At 55.1% G+C, this 19,758-nt stretch carries 13 protein-coding genes and 1 other RNA gene; 10 read left to right on the top strand and 4 right to left on the bottom strand.

What is annotated here, in order from left to right:
* Positions 1-3: 3 nt before the first annotated feature.
* Positions 4-525, bottom strand: coding sequence for a helix-turn-helix domain-containing protein (locus CLV84_RS08955; protein ID WP_104419375.1), 522 nt, complete (start codon positions 523-525; stop codon positions 4-6).
* 209 nt (positions 526-734) lie between these two features.
* Between CLV84_RS08955 and CLV84_RS08960 the strand changes: the two genes are divergently transcribed.
* From CLV84_RS08960 to CLV84_RS08985, 6 genes are all read left to right on the top strand, one after another.
* Complete coding sequence (locus tag CLV84_RS08960; protein WP_099107418.1) at positions 735-1,274, top strand: RNA polymerase sigma factor; 540 nt, start codon at positions 735-737, stop codon at positions 1,272-1,274.
* 387 nt (positions 1,275-1,661) lie between these two features.
* Positions 1,662-2,930 (top strand): NYN domain-containing protein, encoded by a 1,269-nt coding sequence (locus CLV84_RS08965; RefSeq protein ID WP_104419376.1) that lies wholly within the window; start codon positions 1,662-1,664, stop codon positions 2,928-2,930.
* Positions 2,931-2,965: 35 nt separating this feature from the next.
* A complete protein-coding gene (locus CLV84_RS08970; RefSeq protein WP_104419377.1) occupies positions 2,966-3,679 on the top strand; it encodes a pyridoxine 5'-phosphate synthase in 714 nt (237 codons plus the stop codon).
* 358 nt (positions 3,680-4,037) lie between these two features.
* The gene (locus CLV84_RS08975; protein ID WP_104419378.1) at positions 4,038-7,262 is read left to right on the top strand and encodes a SusC/RagA family TonB-linked outer membrane protein; all 3,225 of its coding nucleotides are present in this window, start codon (positions 4,038-4,040) and stop codon (positions 7,260-7,262) included.
* 113 nt (positions 7,263-7,375) lie between these two features.
* Positions 7,376-8,731 (top strand): SusD/RagB family nutrient-binding outer membrane lipoprotein, encoded by a 1,356-nt coding sequence (locus CLV84_RS08980; protein WP_104419379.1) that lies wholly within the window; start codon positions 7,376-7,378, stop codon positions 8,729-8,731.
* Positions 8,732-8,832: 101 nt separating this feature from the next.
* A complete protein-coding gene (locus CLV84_RS08985; RefSeq protein ID WP_104419380.1) occupies positions 8,833-9,594 on the top strand; it encodes a hypothetical protein in 762 nt (253 codons plus the stop codon).
* 1,194 nt (positions 9,595-10,788) lie between these two features.
* Here the strand turns inward: CLV84_RS08985 and CLV84_RS08995 are convergent.
* Positions 10,789-11,739 carry a hypothetical protein gene (locus tag CLV84_RS08995; RefSeq protein ID WP_104419382.1) on the bottom strand — a complete coding sequence of 317 codons (951 nt, stop codon included), beginning with the start codon at positions 11,737-11,739 and terminating at the stop codon, positions 10,789-10,791.
* A 1,249-nt stretch (positions 11,740-12,988) separates the two neighbouring features.
* Here CLV84_RS08995 and CLV84_RS09000 point away from each other — a divergent pair.
* The 4 genes from CLV84_RS09000 to rdgB all read left to right on the top strand — a co-directional run bounded on the left by CLV84_RS09000 (position 12,989) and on the right by rdgB (position 16,265).
* Positions 12,989-14,710: a GMC family oxidoreductase gene (locus CLV84_RS09000; protein WP_104419383.1), complete on the top strand. Its 1,722-nt coding sequence runs from the start codon at positions 12,989-12,991 to the stop codon at positions 14,708-14,710.
* Positions 14,710-15,417, top strand: a complete 708-nt coding sequence (locus CLV84_RS09005) for a gluconate 2-dehydrogenase subunit 3 family protein (RefSeq protein ID WP_104419384.1) — start codon at positions 14,710-14,712, stop codon at positions 15,415-15,417. The genes CLV84_RS09000 and CLV84_RS09005 overlap by 1 nt, the downstream gene beginning before the upstream one ends.
* 85 nt (positions 15,418-15,502) lie before the next feature.
* Positions 15,503-15,599, top strand: an RNA gene (gene ffs, locus CLV84_RS09010) — signal recognition particle sRNA small type.
* Between the two features lie 57 nt (positions 15,600-15,656).
* On the top strand, positions 15,657-16,265 hold the full coding sequence (rdgB, locus tag CLV84_RS09015; RefSeq protein ID WP_104419385.1) for an RdgB/HAM1 family non-canonical purine NTP pyrophosphatase: 609 nt from the start codon (positions 15,657-15,659) through the stop codon (positions 16,263-16,265).
* On the opposite strand, the gene CLV84_RS09020 is transcribed toward rdgB, so the two are convergent.
* Positions 16,228-17,874: an amidase gene (locus CLV84_RS09020; protein ID WP_104419386.1), complete on the bottom strand. Its 1,647-nt coding sequence runs from the start codon at positions 17,872-17,874 to the stop codon at positions 16,228-16,230. The two genes, rdgB and CLV84_RS09020, sit on opposite strands and share 38 nt — an antisense overlap.
* A 49-nt stretch (positions 17,875-17,923) precedes the next feature.
* Positions 17,924-19,315 (bottom strand): M28 family metallopeptidase, encoded by a 1,392-nt coding sequence (locus CLV84_RS09025; protein ID WP_104419387.1) that lies wholly within the window; start codon positions 19,313-19,315, stop codon positions 17,924-17,926.
* Positions 19,316-19,758 lie beyond the last annotated feature (443 nt).

Here is a 19,758-nt window from a genome sequence, read left to right on the forward strand (position 1 = left end):
GACTTATTTGCACTGACAGCCGAGTTCGTCGAGCAGGGATTGGTGCTCCTTCATCAGCTGGCGACTAAGGTCGAGCAGCTGGAGGTAATGACCGGCGTACATTTCCGCTTCCTTGCACGGATGCTCCGCGGAGGCCCGCTTATGCCGGAAAAGATCGTAGGAGGAATTGATCAAGTGGTCTAGTTTGGCCTGTTGCTGGTGATAGCTTTCGTAGCGATTGGCCGTTTCGTTTTGGTGGGCGCTGCGGGCGAGGGCTAATTCGTTGGGGTCACTTAGGTCGCGACGGGTAAGATCACGCGTAGTAATGTCGAATAAGTTGCTGATGCGTAGCAATTTGCAGATACTGGGTTCGGCGCAGCCGCTTTCGTAGCTGGCGATGTTGCCCCGATTCAGTCCCACCCGTTCGGCGAGTTCGGTTTGCGACCATCCGGCGGCTTTCCGCAGCAGCCTCAGGTTGGAGGAGATGAAATTAGGCAGCTCCGCCCCTTCGGTAAATGCGGCTAGTACGGCGTCCTTGTTTTTCATGTTACTCGTGAGCTGATCCGTCTACTTTACACTTCGATGACGAAGATGGTTGATGGATGTAAAGAAATTTTACCGTTCGTCCGGCAGATGCAACCGTTGGTACGATTATTGCACTCTTTTATACCAGAACGAGCCGGTATTATTTGCAAAAAGTCTAAACAAGGACTAATTTTGTAAAGAAATTTTACAGGCCCCAAAATATGACGAAGATGACTGCCACGAAGCAACAACAGAAAGATATACAAGATTTACTCTCCACCATTACGAATAGCCTGCGTGCGTTCAGCCTGAAACTGACGGGCAACATGAATGACGCCGAGGACCTCTACCAGGACACGGCGCTCCGGATCATGACCAACGCCGAGAAGTACAACCCGGGCACCAATTTCAAGGCATGGGCGGTTACGATTATGCGGAACATCTTCATCAACAATTACCGTAAGAAAGTCCGTCGTAACCTCATTATCGACCAGACCCCAAATAACTATTACATCAACAGCGGTAACAAAACCGTGCTGAATGACGGCGAGAGCGAGGTCACGTTCAATGAGCTGCAAGAGCTGGTTGACCGCCTTCCGGATGATTTTCGGGTGCCCTTCCTCATGGCCTACCAGGGATATAAGTACGACGAGATCGCCGAGCAGCTGGGCAGTCCGCTGGGAACGATCAAATCCCGGATCTTCTTCGCGAGAAAGAAGCTTCAGAAGATGTACGAGGAAATTATGCGGGAGCGGAGCAGCGTTGCCTAAGGCAGCGTTTTAGCCGGCCACCCGGCATCGGATAAGCTACGGCAGGTCATGGATGTTCCATGTTCCTGCCGTTTCGTTTTTTGGGACGGCGTGGTGGGCCTTGAAAACCATCAAATGTGTGTAAACAATTGGTGGATGAAAGGTATTGATAGTATTTTTACGGACGAATAAGTAAGCTGCGGTTTATTGTAGTAACTTACTTACAGCTACCTTAATAACACGAAGAACGACTAGGACTCATTTACCATTGCTTTTGCTTTCTCCCGCCTGACTGTTTAGGTTTGATGCCTGAGTAGCCGCCGCGGGGGGTGTGTTAGATACCTCATCCGACAAACTCGTCGGGGTTGAGCGATTTTTTGGTAATGAATTCCACTACGCCCCACTTAAATGCCTAACAGTTTAGCCATATTCTGGGATTTTGCCCAATTGCACGAATGTTTGCTAACTGCTGCCAATGACGGGAAACCCTATCACATCAACCCCTCGGTGACCCAACCCGAAGTGATCGATGTGAACTGTCTCCTCCACTTTGCGGATCAGTCCGGCCGGGTTATCATCAACCGTGCCTACGCCGACTGGCGGCCCCTGGGCGGCTACGCCGAGTCATTGGGGGAAGCCCCGCTCGAGCTGATCCAGCTTTTCCCGAACAAACTCGGAAACGTCGCGGTCAACCGCCAACTTACCGCCGACGTCATCACTCACCTGGAACAGCCCGTGTCGGCCGATGTCCTGTTGATTATCGGCGGAGGAAGCGAATACCGACAACTGCGCCAGATCGTACACGCCAAGGGAAAGAAGCTGTTCGGGGTAGGCGTAGAGGGGGTTACCGATTCCTTCTGGATCGACAGCTGCGACGAGTTCAATTTTTACCATCGGCTCGGTTGCCAGAAGCTCTACACCGGTCCGCTGGATATGGTATCGTTGGATGCCGAGCGCGCGCGGTCGCTGCTAACCGTAGCAATGAACCAACTGAGCCGGTACTATGGCTCCGACTGGGTGCAGCAGGTACGCATCAAGCCGGCCATCATCCGCCAGGAGCCGGACTTCGACGAAAGCCTCCTAGGCTACGAAGCGTTCAGCCACTTTCTGCGCGACCAGGATGACCTGTTAGAGCGCCGCCACCGGGAAGGGGAGCAGGAGCCCGAGTTCCGCCTCTTAGCTAGCGAAGGGGAGGCCGAAGGCACCACAGCCCAGGTACCTAACCCGGAGCATCTGGCTACCTACTACTTACGGGTCGCGGGTCAACAGGGAATCCGGATGCCCGACCCGATCATTATGTGGGAAGGTATTGACGTGTACGCCAGTTTTCTTGCTGACAACGTCACGTTTCACTCCTTCTCGGAGATCGACCAAGAGTGCTTACGGCTGTTGCGGGAAGACTTTCCTACCCTTTCCATGACGGAGGTGAAAAAGGTGCGGCAGGTACTGTTCAAGTGCTTCCTGTTTCGGCCTTCGGTAGACGATACCATCGGTTTTCACGACGAGATAACCAACATCGATGATATCGAGAACCGTTACTTCGAACTCATGCTCGCCCGGATCGGCAATAACCTCGATGAGCCACTGAACTACACGGCGCTATCATTGGCGCTCACCGGTAGCGCCGATCAGGCAGATCGGTTGGAACGGTTGGACGCGGCTTCGGAAGAGGAGTAGCCCTTACTTTCGCGGGGTACTAATGATCATTGACCATGCCCCGACTCTCCGTCAACTTAAATAAAGTAGCCCTTATCCGTAACAGCCGCGGCGCCAACTACCCTGATCTGATCCGGGTAGCCATGGATTGCGAGGCGTTCGGCGCCGAAGGAATAACCATTCACCCGCGCCCAGACCAACGACACGCCCGCTACGACGACGTAGCGGCATTGAAAGAGGTCGTCACTACGGAATTGAACATCGAGGGATATCCGTCGGAAGAATTTCTTTCGGTCGTGCTGGCTGCCCGCCCTGATCAGGTGACGCTGGTACCGGACGAGCCGGGGCAGCTGACCAGCGACCATGGCTGGGACACGATTAAAAAAGCGGAAGAACTTAAACGCATTATCAGTCGCCTCCAAGAACGCGGGATTCGGACCTCCATCTTTATTGACCCCGATCGTGCTCTGCTGGATGGAGCCCAATCAGTGGGTACGGACCGCGTCGAATTCTACACCGGGCCCTACGCGAAGGGATACGACGAGGACCGGGAAGCGGCCGTGGCTCCCTTCGCGGAAGCATCCCGTTTTGCCGCCGAGCTTGGTTTGGGAATCAATGCCGGCCACGATCTGAACCTTCATAATTTATCCTTTTTCGCCCGGAATTTACCCGATCTGGAGGAGGTGAGCATCGGGCATGCCCTCATTACGGATGCGCTGTATCATGGGCTTTCGAACACCATTCAATTGTATTTGCAACGGCTGAAGTAACGATAATCAATGCTTTAGCTGCCTTGCGTTGGGTATCGGTAAACCATCGACAGAACGCGTGATGGAATCGACCATTGACCGATTTTGTTCGATAGGCGGGTGAAAAAATTATATTAGGACTTGTCCAGGCAGCGAAATATTTTAACTTTACGTTCACATCGTACAGGAAATATTCCCCAAAGCGGTAGGGGCTTTTAGTCACATGCGAAGCTTACTAGTATAATATCCTTTTTCCTACCGCTCACATCAACTTCGATTCTGCATTTTGAACCCTTAGACTTATCGCGGGCCAAGGCTCGCTATGCCTCACCCATTTTATAACCATTGAGACAAGTAATCAACTAAACTACTTACTAGGATGAAAAGACTATTACTAGTCGGAGCACTCGTCTGCTTCGCATTTGGTATCGCCATTGCGCAACGGACGGTTTCCGGCAATGTTACCGATGTAGACGGTCAAGGCCTGATTGGCGCCTCGATCCTCGTCGAAGGCACCACCTCCGGAACGGTTTCGGACATTGATGGCAGCTTCAGTTTAGCCGTTCCGGATGGAGGTGAAGTACTGATTGTTAGCTATACAGGGTTTACCACCGAGAAAGTGGTGCTCGAGGAAGGCCGGACGACCTATGACATAGCCCTCGAAGAAAACGCCGCGCAACTGGGAGAAGTCGTGGTCACCGCGTTGGGCATTGAGCGGCGGCGAGATGAAGACCTCTCTTCGGCCACGTTGGTCAAAGCAGATGTCCTTCAGCGCTCGGGAGAGACGGGCGTAGTACAGGGGCTGGCAGGCAAGACTTCCGGCATCAACATCACCCGTAATTCCGGTGACCCGGGATCGGGCGCTTACATTCAGATCCGCGGCCAGAATACCATCCTCGGCGATGCATCGCCGCTGATCATTTTAGATGGTGTTCCGATCTCCAATTCCAACATTGGGGGGGGTACCGGTGGCGTAGTGCAGCAGAGCCGCCTCAACGATATCAACCCGCAAGACATCGAAAGCATCACCGTACTCAAGGGGGCTTCGGCCGCCGCGGTGTACGGTACCGGTGCCGCTAACGGCGTACTGGTGATTAACACCAAGCGCGGACGTACAGGGGGCAAACGGTTTACTGTTAATGCAGGTATCTCTTACGGGCTCGACGAAGTTAACAGAGAGTACGAAAAGCAGGGCGTTTTCGGTCAGGGATCGCCCTTCACGACGGAGAATTTTGAACAGTTTGGTAGTTACGTCCCCAACACCGGTCTTAGTTGGGGCGACCGCATCGCCGATCGTAGCGGCACCGACGTGGTAAACGAAAACGGTGGATTCTTCACCGGCGACCAGACGGGAACCGTATACTACCCGATTACCGAGAAAGGGGATAGAACGGTCTACAACGACGTGAACCGCGATCAAATATTCCAGACCGGAAGTACGCTGGATATGAACGTAGGCATCAATTTTCGAGGAGACAACAGCAATACCTACGTTAGCTTTTCTAACCTGCAACAGGAAGGTCTGCTGCGCGGCAACTCCGATTACGACCGTACCACCATCCGGATCAACCAGGACTTCAACCTGACCGATAAGGTGAGTATTCGCGTCAACAGCAGCTACTCCGGCGTGGAGTCAAACCGCATCCAGACTGGATCCAACCTTGCCGGGCTTTACCTCGGCTACCTTCGGACCTCGCCCGATTTCGATAACACGGACTACTCCGGTGTATATACGGATGCGGACGGTATCGCGAGAAACGGTCACCGGGGTTACCGGAATTACCTGGGCACGGGTATACCAGCCTACAACAATCCGGGTTGGACCATTAACCGCCAGTTAAACCCTTCCGAAGTGGATCGTTTTTTGGTAGCTCCGGAGATCAATTACAACATTTTACCCAACTTGAAACTTACCGCCCGCTACGGACTGGATTATTATACGGATGAGCGGCGTACGGTCTTTCCGGTACTCTCGGCCGGCGATTACGGCCAGGGTGGATTGTTCCGGGATGAGATCACGGAAAAGACCCAGAATATCTTCCTGATCCTTAATGGAAACACGGAGATTAGTGATGCTTTCGCTCTCGATTACACGGTTGGGTATAACTACTACGATAATGATTACCAGCGGCTGAGTGGCTCGGCTACCAATTTGCTCGTTCCCTCGGATAAATTCGTGATCGAGAACGCCATAGCGTCGAACAATGGCTCTACCCAAGCCCTAAGCCGGAACCGGAAGAACGGTGTCTTTGGCGTACTGAATTTTACGATTGTAGAAAACTTACTGGTCGAGCTTAGTGGAAGAGCGGAACGGACTGCATCGCTTCCGGATGAATTATTCTTCTACCCGAGTGCCAGTTTGGGGTACAAGCTGTTGGATGACGATGCCAAAACAGTAAGCTTTGCCAAACTGCGTGCCAGCTACGGCGAGGTAGGTATTGAGCCTCCTTTGTACAGGAACCTTTCCACCTTCGTTTCAACTTCTCCCGGATCCGGTGGATGGGGCGATGTGTTGGACGGGCTCAACTACGGAGGTACCTATGCCCGTAGTGCGGTGCAGGGCAATCCGAACCTGACCAACGAAATTGTAAAAGAATTTGAGGTAGGCGGTGACTTCCGTTTCTTCCAAAATCGTCTCAGCCTCGGCTTGACGTATTATGATCGCATTACCGAAGATGCCCTCTTGCAAGTTGAAACCCCGCCGAGTAGCGGCTTTACCAGCAGGTTCGCCAATATCGCCGAAATCACCAATACGGGATTTGAGCTCGATTTTTCCTACAACATCATCAACGACGGAGAAGCCCGGTGGCGGCTGTTCGGTAACGCAAGCCATAACGAGAACATCGTTACGAAACTGCCCGACGTCAGCCGCCTCATTCTGAATGGCTTTACCTCTACCTCCTCCGCACTCGTGGAAGGTGCTCCTTTCGGCGCACTTTACGGAGGTATGTACCTCCGCGACGAGGATGGGGACTTCGCCCTCAACGAAAACGGCTTTCCTACTAATGACGTAGTTCAAGGCGTTATCGGTGATCCGAATCCCGACTGGCGCGGTGGCCTCGGTAGTGAGGTTACGTACAAAGGAATCGCTCTTAGCGTCCTTTTCGAAACCGCTCAGGGTCAGGACATGTGGAATGGTACCAAAGGAGTAATGCAGTACTTCGGTATTGATCCCATTACGGCGAATATTTCTACCGCACCTTCCGACATTAAGAACGCGGCTGGTGCGACCATTCCTGCCGGCACGGAGTTCCGCGGAAATGTCATCGACTTTGGTGCCGGCCCAGTGGCTGCCGATGCTTCGTGGTATTTGGGTAACGGTGGTGGTTTCGGTTCCATTGATGAACAATACATCGAAGATGCCTCGTGGACTCGCCTCCGAGAGGTGACACTGAGCTACAACTTGCCCGTTACCCTTTTAGCAGGTGTTGGCCTGAGTAATGTCAGTGTCGGTATAACCGGGCGTAACCTGCTGCTGTGGACCCCCTTCGAGGGTGCGGATCCCGATACCAACCTTACCGGTGCCTCCCGCGGCCGGGGTCTGGCTTATTTTAATAACCCCGGTAGCCGGTCCGTGCTTTTCAACCTGAAGTTCGGCTTTTAAAAATACGTGTGTTCTAAAAATCGGTCCGGTGGCAGGATGCCTCCACAAGAACCATCCTGCCACGGACCGACTTACGCGCTACGTCATTTTTACCCATCACTTAATCAGACAAAATGAAAAATGCAGTATTTGCGGTCTTTGCATCCGCAGCCATATTTACCTCTTGCCAGAGTGTTGTAGACGACCTCAACATCAACCCGAATGAGTTCACGGAAGTGCCAGCTCAACTGGTCTTTAACCACGTGGTTCTGAGCACGGCGGCAATCGCCGAAGCCGAACCCTTACGTATTGCCGGTATGTGGTCGGACCAGTTCGTTGGCACGGACCGTCAGTACATCACCCAAGATCGGTATGAAGTAAGTGCCGCCACCTTCGATGGTGTTTGGGGGGATCTGTTTCAACAGGGTATCGCCCAGGCTCAAATAGCTCAGGAACAGGCTACGGCCGAAGGACTGGGGGTCATCGCTAACTATTCCCAGTTGCTTGAGGGGTACTACGTAGCCGAAGCGGCCCTAATGTTTGGTGATGTTCCCTACACTCAGGTAAACAACCTGGACTTCCCCGATCCTGTATACGAACCCCAGGAAGATGTGCTGGCGACCGCCCTTGCGCTAATTGAAGCGTCCATTACCGGCGCGGGTGCCGACAACCGCGTGTCTACCGCCAACGAAGTGTTCACAACCGGTGAGACGGGAGGCACGACCTGGGGCGAATTTGGTAGCGCGTTACTAGCCCGCTATTACTTAGCACAAAGCGACTATCCGGCAGCACTAGCGGCTGCCAGGGCCGCTAACTTCGATCAGCTATCGGATGGTGTCGAAATCATTCACACGACTACGAACTTCAGTGAAAACCTGACCTACCAGTTTGAAGCCGAGCAACGTGCTAACTACCTCTCCTACGGTAATGATAGCACGGTCGAGTCCACCTTGTATAACATTTTAGCGGAGGGCACGCCTATGTCACGCGCGGATGAAAAGACCGATGACGCCGCCCGTTTAGCATTCTTTAGTTCCGGGGTAGACCAGGGTATCTACCGGATAAACGTCGGCACCGGTGGCTTTTTCGCCAGCGACGCCAACTTTCCACTCGTGGGATACCCGGAAGTTCAGTTAATCATCGCCGAATCCGCTGCCCGCACGGGTGACGAAGAGGCTGCACTTGTTGCGCTGAACAATGCGCGGAATTACTGGGATGAGGTCCTCGGAACCGACTCTTACGACGACCTGGATGGTACCGATTTGTCTGGTGACGACCTTATCCGTGCCATCTTGGTAGAGAAATATGTTTCCGTTTTCGGGTTACCTACGTATTACGACATCATTCGGACCGATAACCTTATTGGTGCCGATATGGATACCCGTACCAGCCCGGCGGAACGTTTCCTGTATCCTTCGACGGAAATATCCTCCAATAGTAGTTACCCAGGGGATAAAACATTGGATGATCCGACTCCGGTTTTTAACTAATACCTAATTTAGTTTTTCTCCGAAGCTTGACCACGGCGGGCGCATCAGGTAGATGCACCCGCCGTTTTGTTGTAATTTGATGGTTGTCTAAACTATAGTCTATGAAAACGAGCGAGCTGGTTGTATGCTTTATGGTACTGGTATTTTCCCCGGCCGTTCGCGGGCAGGACGAAACCACCGACCTTACAAACCAGGCTGATGTAAAAGATGGTACCCGACAGGCGATGTTCAACCTGCAAAATCCAAATGCGGCACTTACTGCCGGTGGTGCATTTTACGTTAGCAACCCCGCGCTGGCCTACGAAATTGACGCGGAGATTGCTTACCTCAATACAGAATTTGTCCCGTTTACGATTGTTCTTAAAGACGGACAGGCGTTTGAACTTCCTGCGCGCATTCGGCTGATCGATCAGAAGGTCGAGGTGAAAATGGAAGCATCCGTCTACGAACTAGATAATCCGGCCATTCAATCCATTACCGACGGTAAGGGCCGCCAGTTTGTGCCAGGCTTTGATCCGACAGGGCGTAGTAAGGGGATACAGTGGTATGAAATCGCCTTCTCGGGAGCCCATAACCGATTGCTCATTCAAGAGCGTACGGAATGGAAGGATCCGCCACCAAAAAACATGTTCGATACCAGTGAAGCTAGAAAAACCCTCAAGCGGGATACCCGCTATTATCTGGTAGCTGATAAAGGAAATGTTGAGATCGATAAAATGAAGGATTTGCTTGCGGGCCTCGCCGAGGAAGAAAGTGAAGCCGCCGCTAAGTACGTACGCAAAGAACGGCTTAAAAACGAGCGGGAGGACTATATAGCACTACTAGCGTATCTGGAAACTCTCCATACCGGTCGGGTGAATTAGCGCACCACTATAATACCTTAGGTTCTCAGACCACGGAACCAAATCAGTTAGTTGAAAATTAGACGGCGTGATGGTACCGCTGGCGGCCATCGTTAGCCGGGCTGAGAAAAATGTGTTGACGCTCAATCGTACGCCAGAAGCGCTCGATCTATATGTTGTCCAGTTTTTGGGGAAGGCTACAATAATAGCCGTGACATATATGAAGCCTTGTTGCAGCGGGACATAGGTGATGTCGACGGCCCAGACCTGACCCGGTCGGTTGATTTTCAGGTCACGCAGCAGATATGGATGAACGTACTTTGCTTGTCCAAGGACGGTTAGGTGCCGGCGTGGGTAGATGGCTCGGATAAAGGCCTTGCGCATCAGTCTACGCACCCGTTCTTAACCCACCGCATAACCCTTATCTCGGAGCATTGACTGCATGGTCGGCACGCCCGCGGTCGGCTCCTCCAGAATGTGGGCGTCCATCAGCCGCATCATCGCCAGGTTCGCGGCTCGCTCTTTCCCTTTGGCGCATAGTATACGCTACCCCGGCTATCGCCGAGGAGTCAGCACTGCCGCCGGACGGGTAGCGGGTCAGGCCGGTCGACCAGCGAACGCCTTACTTCAACTGATCCCAATTGGCTAAGCATTTTTTTAGAACGTCGCGCTCCATCTGTAGTTGGCCAATCTTGGCGTAGAGCACTTTGGCCTCCGCCTCCGTTACCTGGCCCGAGTCAGGTGCGGAGATTTGCGGATTTTTCCCGGGCTCAAAGATCTCCTCGGAGCCGGCGATGAACTCCTGCTTCCACTGACTGATCTGGTCAGGGTGAAGCTCAAACTTCTCCGCCAGCTAAGCTACCGTCTGTCTTTCCAGGCTTCAAGGGCGACTTTGGCCTTGAATGCAGCGGTAGCCGCAGTAGGCAGTAGCGCAGCTGATTTTCTTATCGATCGGTTCATGGCACGAGCTAAGTTGAACACTTAGCTCGTGGTCCAAATTTGTCGAGGTAGTATACAGTGCCCCCGGGCTTTCACGGGGGTTGCTCTCTTAACACTACAGAGCAACACGCTCAAGTAGTACAGATGCAGTGGTGAGCACGGGGACTCTTCATAACAGCCCCGGCAGTACGTCATAGAGCTAATAACCACCGGGAGCTGGCTTGTAATATGCAGCCAGCTCCCGACAGTCGATGAGTACTAATCCGGAAATCAGGTTTATGGATTTACACAGCGCCCGTTGGCACAGATTTGCCCGGGCAGGCAATTCTGACAAGGATCGCTAGCGGCATCGTATACACAAGTTGAAGTCCAGTAATCGCATGTGTAACCGGCTCTGCAGTTAACACCACAGCAAGGATCCGGGCTCATATCGCAGGTCCAAGGGACGGGTTTTTTTCTGCAGGTCTTAAAGGCCTTAGGAAGTTTTAAAAGGGTAAGCGAAGTACAGGAAAATACATTACCCATCGCACAGGATACGGCAGAAGCAACTGCGGCCAAAATGGCAACGGCGCAGGCATCAACCCCCGCTTCACTCATAAAGTCTACGGTCAAGCCAAACAACGAAAGTATGTCCTTTACCACCTGTGAAGCTTTGGGATTCCCGTTGTCGCTAAAATGGTTCGGGTATAGTATTTTTAAACTAGCCTTGTAAAGATTAATATCGTGCAATACCACGTTTGCTTCGGTATGGTCTATTCCCTCGGGAAGGTTTCGCAAGAACTGGTCCTCGTACCGATTCAGACTTTCGTAGGCCTCGGTGGGTGAGGGGGATTGAGTTGACAGTATTTCGAAGACTTCATTCAGTGACTGCTGTAGGGGGGTGTTGGCGGGTTGGTCTTGGCGCGCCATGCCTATTTCGAAGGATTCGATCGGGGCAGCTAGGTCAAAGGCAATGCCTTCCGCTTTGTTTTGATATCCCAATCCAACCATAAGTTCCGAGAACTTAAGTGGTTTTACAGGAAGTCGCGATACGGAAGCAAGCACCTTACGTACGGATACCTCCATACTGGTTTCGGATACGGATTCGTCCGGAAGTTCAACGGCCCCGGATGGTGCTGCATCAATTATGGTAAAGGCGTTTTCCCGGTCCTCGACGCAGTTAGTAAATACAAACAAGCAAGCGAGCATAGCCGTAGCGGCGCTACGACGCAGAATGACGTAATTCATGGTATTGGTGTTTTGAAAGTGAATTTAGGTTCGACTATCTGCGCGCCGCTGTCGTAATCCGAATTATCCCACTGAGATCGTTAATAATTTAAAGCTTTTTTTCGTATCCAAAGATTATTTTTAAAGTTTCAAATGTTCCTTAATTATAATAGGTGCAAACGGCATGATTTCCTCACTTTGCATGACAAGGGAAGTGCTACGATATTACTGACCTGATGATTCGGAAAGGTACGTTTCAGGCATTCCGAGCATACCCAGAGCGGTGACGCTTTGAGCGCCTTTAATTTCATCGTGTTCTCGTGGTTTTGCGCAGTTAGTTTTTGCGAGTATAGCTGTGAGCCACGCATCCCCTTTTACCAGAACATGGTCGTTTCGGCTAGACTCCCTAGGTGGTCGCCCCCCTTCCTTCAGCATCCCTTACGTCCGATTTGCGTGATGTGCGCAATAGCCTGGTTGCGGGGGGAGTCCGCCCGGGTGGATCAAGTGTTCTTTTCGGGCCAGGTTACGGCACCCCGATTCGGAGGATAATGGAATTGATGGCTCGCTCCAGCAGCGCATCGATACACTTCACCATATCGTAAATCTTCTAGGCACAGAATGCTAGCACACGAGGATGGTGCCCAGGTTTTTGAGGGACCGTTTGTAGTCCAACCGAATCGGGGCTTGGTAAGGCGGTTTGGGCGAGCCAGTAAAGGCCTTGGGGCGGGGCGGTAACTTACATCGGCCGGCTTTCGCTGCCTTCGGTCTTGGTAAACCATAGGTAGCTGTCGATCAGCCGTTCTTCCGCGATGCCGAATATTGGGAGTTCCGTCATTGGCTGCTTTCACCCCCGGCTTTGCTCAAATCCTTCTACAGAAAAGTGCACTCTACTACAATTACCGGCGGGGTGAGCTTGGGATTCGTCCAAAAAAGCGCCTTTTTGCGGTAGTTGTAACGGGAGAGGATCCGATGCGGAACCATCCCCGTTTGCTCCGAGTTGTCAAATGGGCGTAGTACATCCACCTTCTTGCCCCCAGAATAAATCAAAACGGTATATTCGCTTCTCTCTAAACCTCCATTCATTCATCTCAACGCACTTTTGCTAAATCCTTTTAGTTCTCGCTTCTTCCGCTAAATTTGTTGGGCGACTATCCGTTATAGTCTGACAATGATTCCTGGTTACGACCGAAGGAATCGAGTAGAAACGCTTTCTGTCGATCCAGAAGCATGAACTACCAAGTAGATAGCTTGCTAACAACAATCACGCTCCGTGCAAATCAAAAAAAACGCTAAGGAATACGATGCCATCATCGTCGGCAGCGGCGCCGGCGGGGGAATGACCGCCCGCCGCCTCGCCGAGAATGGCCTGAACATTGCCATCATCGAGGCCGGGCCGTTCTACGATCCCACCGACAAGGAAATGGTCACTCAGTTGCGCTGGCCTTGGGAAAGTCCGCGACGCGGTGCATCCACGACGCGCCCCTTCGGTGATTTCAATGCGGCGTTCGGCGGATGGGACATTCCGGGAGAGCCCTACACCACTTTTCCTGGCACGAACTTCGAGTGGTTTCGCAGCCGGATGCTCGGTGGACGGACCAACCACTGGGGGCGCATCAGCCTCCGGTTCGGGCCCGACGACTTCAAGCATTACGATAAGGACGGTTTGGGTGCCAACTGGCCTATCACCTACGATGAGGTCAAACCCTGGTATACCAAAGTCGACAAGCTAATTGGTGTCTTCGGTACGAACGAAGGCTTACCCAACGATCCGGACGGATTTTTTCTGCCGCCCCCCAAGCCGCGCTTGCACGAAATGCTGGTGGCTAAGCACGCCAAAAACGTCGGCGTACCTTTCGTTCCCAGCCGGCTGAGTATCGTCACCAAGAAGGTCAACGACGAACGCGGCCTGTGCTTTTACTGCGGTCAGTGCAGTCGGAGCTGTATGGTCAAGGCGGACTTCAGCGCAAGTAGTGCCTTGGTCATTCCGGCCATGAAAAGCAGCGGCACCGTCGATCTCTATACCGACTCCATGGCCCGGGAAGTGATCACCGACGCTACCGGTCGTGCAACCGGCGTCAGTTACGTCAGTAAGGAGGACCGTCGCGAGTATACCATCAACGGCAAAGTGGTCGTACTGGCCGCCGGGTCGTGCGAAACGGCACGTCTGTTGCTGAATAGCCGGGCACCGGGGCAGGACAACGGCCTTGGTAACGGCAGTGGGGTAGTGGGCCGCTACCTTCACGACAGCACCGGGCTCAATGTAAGTGGGTTCGTCCCCAGTCTGATGGATCGTCAACGGTACAACGAAGACGGCGTGGGCGGTCTGCATGTCTATGCTCCCTGGTGGCTGGACAATAAGAAACTAGACTTCCCACGTGGTTACCACATCGAGGTATGGGGCGGCATGGGCATGCCCAGCTACGGCTTTGGCGGCGGCATTTTGGAAATGCAGCGGGCCGTCGGCGAGCGCGTCGGCGGTTACGGCCCCAAGATGATCGAAGAGATGAACCGCTACTACGGGGCCTACGTAGGCATGGCCATGCGGGGGGAATCGGTCGCGATGTACGATAACTACTGCGAGATCGATCCCAGCGGTCAGGTAGACGAATGGGGTATCCCGATCCTGCGGTTCAATTACAAATGGACCGATTACGAGTACAAACAGGCCCAACACGCCCAACAAACCCTTCGCTCCATCATGAATGACATGGGAGCCGAACTGATTTCCCCGGAGCCCGGAAAAGACCAGGAGTATGGCCTGCTGGCCCCCGGAGCGATCATCCACGAAGTCGGAACCGCCCGGATGGGAGACGACCCCAAAACCAGTGCAACCGACCGCTGGGGTAAGCTGCACGAATCGCCCAACGTGTTCATTTCCGACGCGGCTACTTTCTCCAGTCAGGCGGATAAGAACCCGACCTGGACCATTTTGGCCCTGGCGTGGCGGCAGGGAGACCATATTGTGGAAGAACTTAAAAAAATGAATATCTGATGGATCGTCGTAAAACGCTTAAAACTATTCTCGGAGGTGCCGTCGGTACGGCCTTCATCGGCGGAAGCGTCGCATGCGAGCGTACGGGTGATCCTGTGCCGGCCTCCGCTACCGAAGCCGAAAACGAAGGGTACGGACTGCGAACGGCCTACGAAGCCGAACGGGAAGCGCAACTACGTAGCGAACGCTTTTTTTCCGATTACGAGCTCGAAACCCTGGTCGTACTGGGAAACATCATCATCCCGAACGTCGAAGAAAGCGGATTCAGCGAATTCTGTGAGTTCATGGCGAAGGACCAACCAGGCGTACACGCTACCCGTTTGCGGGGTGGTCTGGCGTGGCTAAACGCGGAGTCTAGCCGTAACTACGAGGGAAAATCCTTCAACGAGTTGACCGACGATCAGCGAATCGCCATCGTGGACAGTATCGCCTATCCGGATCCCGAAGCCAACGTCCAGCCCCCCGGCGTTCAGTTTTTCAATCACGCCCGGTTCATGGCGATGACCTGCTACTATACCAGCCGGCAGGGCATCAAGGATCTGGGGTACGTCGGCAATCAGCCCAACGTATGGGACGGACCGCCGCAGGAGGTACTCGACAAGTACGATTTAGCCTACGATCCCCAATGGCTTCCCCTCTACGTAGATCAGGAAAAACGCAACGAACAGGTACAGTGGGATGAAAACGGGAACGTGATACGCGGCTAGCCAGCGGCGCGGTCGATTACTTCCACCACACGAGAAAAAAGGTCGGGGAAAGTTTTGTTTTCCATAGCTAACCCGTACCTTTGTGGCTTGGGCGGCACACGGTCAGCTCCTTCTGAATCTCCCCAGGGCAGAAATGCAGCAAGGATAGGAGGTTGAGCGACTGGTGTGCTTGCCCATTTTTTTTGCCCTTTTTTGAGAATTCATAGCACCTGCGCCCTGGCGCCCTGTTTCATTCGGTTATGAAGCAGCAGCTTGTTTTCGCCACCAACAATCCCCACAAAGTTGCCGAGATCCAGCAGCAATTGGGGGATCGTTACGCCTTTCTTAGCCTTCAGGATATCGGCTGTACGGCTGAAATACCGGAAACCGGTCGTACGCTCGAAGAAAATGCCCGCCTCAAAGCGCGTTACGTAGTCGACCACCACGGTCGCGATTGCTTCAGCGAGGATACCGGCCTGGAAGTGTATGCGCTGGAGGGCGCCCCAGGCGTTGATACGGCGCACTACGCCGGCCCACAGCGCAACGCCAAAGAAAACAACGATAAGCTCTTATCAGCCCTGGGAGACCGTAAAGACCGGCTGGCCTGTTTCCGCACGGTGATCTGTCTTGTACAGAACGGACAGGAATATTTTTTCGAGGGCAAGTGCGACGGACGCATCGCTACTTATCCCACCGGAGACGGGGGATTCGGCTATGACCCCGTCTTCATTCCCGACGAGGGGAATGGCCGCAGCTTCTCCCAGATGTCCACCGAGGAAAAAATCGCGATTAGCCACCGCTCCCGGGCTATGGTCCAACTCGAGGCTCACCTTAAAAAGCAGTCGGATGTCGCTCGTCCCACGGCGTGACATCCTGGTAGCTACTAGCCACGTTCACCAATTTTTGCTCGTCGAATAAGCGACCGGTAAAGGTGATACTGGTCGGCGTACCCTCGTACATGCCGTTGGGGACGGTGATAGAAGGATGCCCCGTCATATTCGTAATGAAGAGGCTGCTGGAGTTCCAACTCGGATTGACGTACACGTCGATGTCGTGCTCGGTGAAGAGCGCATCCATGTCCTCCATCAGGTCGCGGCGCAGCCGGTTGGCTTGCAAGTAGGCGACGGCCGGAACGAAGTGAGCGGTCCGGAAGGCATTCGGCCAGGCGTTGCGGACCTGGCGGGTAAGCAGGGCGTCATCACCGCTGCGGGTGAGCGACTCGAAGGCGGCGGCGGCCTCCACGTTGAGGATGAAACCGATATCCGGGGCATCCGGTAGCTCGATCTCTACCAATTCGTAACCTAGCTCCCGCAGCGTTTCCAGGGCGGCGGAGTCATTAGCGGCAAAGTCATAGTCGCCAGCGAAGTTGCGCTTCAGGTAGCCGACGCGGGTCGGGCGCGTGCTGTTTTCCGGCAGTTCGAACTGGAAGCCGGCCCGGATGGCATGGGCGTCCCGCGGGTCGTAATGGGCGATGGCGGCGAGCACTAGTCCGGCATCCGTGGCCGAGCGGGTGATGGGGCCGATCTTATCCATGGACCAGCTCAGGGCCATGGCGCCGTGGCGGGATACCCGCCCGAAGGTGGGTCGCAGGCCGGTCGTGCCGCACACGGTGCTCGGGCTTACTATGCTGCCCAGCGTTTCGGTGCCGATAGCAAAGGGAACCAAACCGGCGGCAACCGCGCTGGCGGATCCGGCCGACGAGCCACTGCTGCCCTGCTCGACGTTCCAGGGGTTACGGGTTTTTTCGCCGAACCAGACGTCGCCCCAGGCCAGGGCCCCCATGCTGAGTTTGGCGCAGAGTACGGCACCGGCGGCGTCGAGCTGTTCGATGACGGCGGCGTCCTCGTCGATGGTCTGGCCTTCGTAGGGTTTGGCGCCCCAGGTGGTGGGGTAGCCCTCGGCGGCCAGCAGGTCCTTGGCCCCGTACGGAATGCCGTGCAAATAGCCGCGGTAGTTGCCGGCGGCGAGTTCGGCGTCCATTTCGTCGGCCTTGGCTAGGGCCCGTTCCTCGGTGAGGGTGATCACGCAGTGCAGGGTCGGATCGTGTTCCTTCAGCCGTGCCAGGAAGAATTCCGTCAGCTCGCGGCTGGTGATCTTCCGATTGTAGATGAGGCCGGCCAGTTGCTCCACGGTGGCCCACTCCAGTCCGTTGATGTTGCCGCCGTCGACCGACAGCACCTCCGGCGGCGTGGCGGGGGCGGTCACGCTGGTGTCGGCGGGTAGTTGTTCTGGCCGCAGTACCGGATTGAAGACCAGGGCGGGGGAGAGGCCATTGGGAATCTCCATTTTCCCGATGGTATCGAAGGCGGCGAGGTTGTCTTCCAGGTCGTCCATCATGAGCTCGATCTCCGCGTCGTCCAGGAAATCGATACCGAGCACGGCGGCGGCGGCTTTCACCTGGTCGGGGCTGGGCGCCAGGGTGATGACGGCGGCGGTGGCGGTAAGGAGGAGTAGGGCCAGGGGGAGGTAGCGGCGCATTTGGAAGTACGATTTATGAAGTAGAAAGTACGAAGGACAAAGGTGCGAGCTAGCGGGTGCCGCGGGGGATAAGGGTACTGGGAAATACGACTACGCTCTCGTTACCGTCTTCGCCCACGGAGGATACGCCGAAGAAGTAATTGTCGACTACGATGTTTTCGAGGGTGTGATCAAGCCGACTGGCGGGGACGAACACCTTATGTTCCCAGCGCGGGGAGGTGGTCAGCCGCCAGTGGACGTAGTAGCCGGCGATGGGGGTGTCGGTTTCCGGGGCCTCCCACCGCAGGCGGGTACTGGGTTCCACGGCCCCGCCGATCATGACCAGCGGCGGAGCGGGCGGGGCGGCGGCCAGACCGGCCAGGGTGATGGCGTTCACGCCGGTGAGCTTGGCGGCGTAGGGGAAGTTGACGTGTTCCAGTTTGTCGCCGTATTCGATGCCGTCTTCGGTGCGGAGGTCCTGGTGCTGCTGGGTGTAGTTTTCGTGGGTTTCCATGATGCGTACCCCGGGAAAGCCGGCGTCGTTGAAGGGGCGGTGGTGACCGCCGCGGCCGAAGCGGTCCAGGCGGTAGACCATCATCGGCTCGAGGTTGGTGGTGTACTGCCGCGTCATGGCGTCGACGTAGCGGGCCAGTTGTCGGCTGGGGCCGTCGACTTCACCACCGAAGAAGCGGCGGTAGGTATTGGCGCGCTCGTCGTTGGCGTCGTCGGGGTAATAGGGTTCGGAGAAGATGCGGAAGCTGGTATTATCGGTTACCCCGTCCACGCCGGTGATGTTGCCGATCATGTCGTTGTTGAGCACGCCCGTCAGGTTCCAGCCTTGCTCCTGTACCCAGTCGGCCATGCCCTTGCCGCCGAAGAGGCCCTGCTCTTCACCGCTGAGTCCGACGTAGAGGATGGAGCCGGGGAATTCGTACTGCGTCAGTACGCGGGCGGCCTCCAGGGCGCCGGCCATGCCGCTGGCGTTATCGTTGGCGCCGGGGCTGTCGCTGGTACCGTCGAGGGCGTCGCTTACGCGGCTGTCGATGTCGCCGCTCATCATGATGAAGCGGTTGGGGTCCTGCGTGCCGCGCTGTACGGCGATGACGTTGACCACCCAGGTATCTTCCTTGATGCGGCTCTCGGGATCGCCCTCCACGAGGTTGCGCTGGTACATAACTTCCAGACAACCGCCGCAGGCCTCACTGATCCGCTGGAACTCATCGTAGATCCACCGGCGGGCGGCACCGATGCCGTGGGTGTCGCTGGTGGTGTCGCTGAGGGTGTGGCGGGTGCCGAAGTTAACCAGGGTAGTGACGTCCTTCTCGATCCGGTCGGCCTGGGGCGCGTCGGCGATGTCGTACATCCGCGGGTCACTGGCGGGCGGCGGGGCTACGGTTTCGGACTGCTGGGCGGCAAGGAGGGTAGAAAAACAGGCGAGTAGGGCAAGTAGCGGAAAGCGCATGTAAGTAGTCTTTGGTTCGGGGGAGGGTAAGATACGTTACGATTGGCGTCCGTCCGGGAGTGCTCGGGGGCTTGGCTTTGGGCTCCTTGTCTTTTACGCGGGGTATTCTTCCTCTTTTCGCAAGGCTCTCTCCCGCTTTGCGGTAGCTGACCTTGCTAGGGGGGCGTCCCTTTCAGGGCCGGGGGCATAGCGTATTTGACAGTACGGCCGACCCGTTTTGATTTCCCCTCCCCCGACCCCTCCCCGGGGGGGGTACCACCCGTTGTACTTTTCTACAGCTTGGATGCGCTTCGGCTACCGCGTATGCACTGCGGGTCGCCAGACACGGCTGCAGCCGGGCCCGATCTACGGAATTCCAGTGCTGCGGGAGGCCCCAAGTCAGCGGCGCAGCCAATCCGTGTAGAATCCGTGCCAAAAATCCGTGAAATCTGTGTTTCTCTAAA

This window comes from Neolewinella xylanilytica (assembly GCF_002934605.1).
Taxonomy (GTDB): Bacteria; Bacteroidota; Bacteroidia; order Chitinophagales; family Saprospiraceae; genus Neolewinella; species Neolewinella xylanilytica.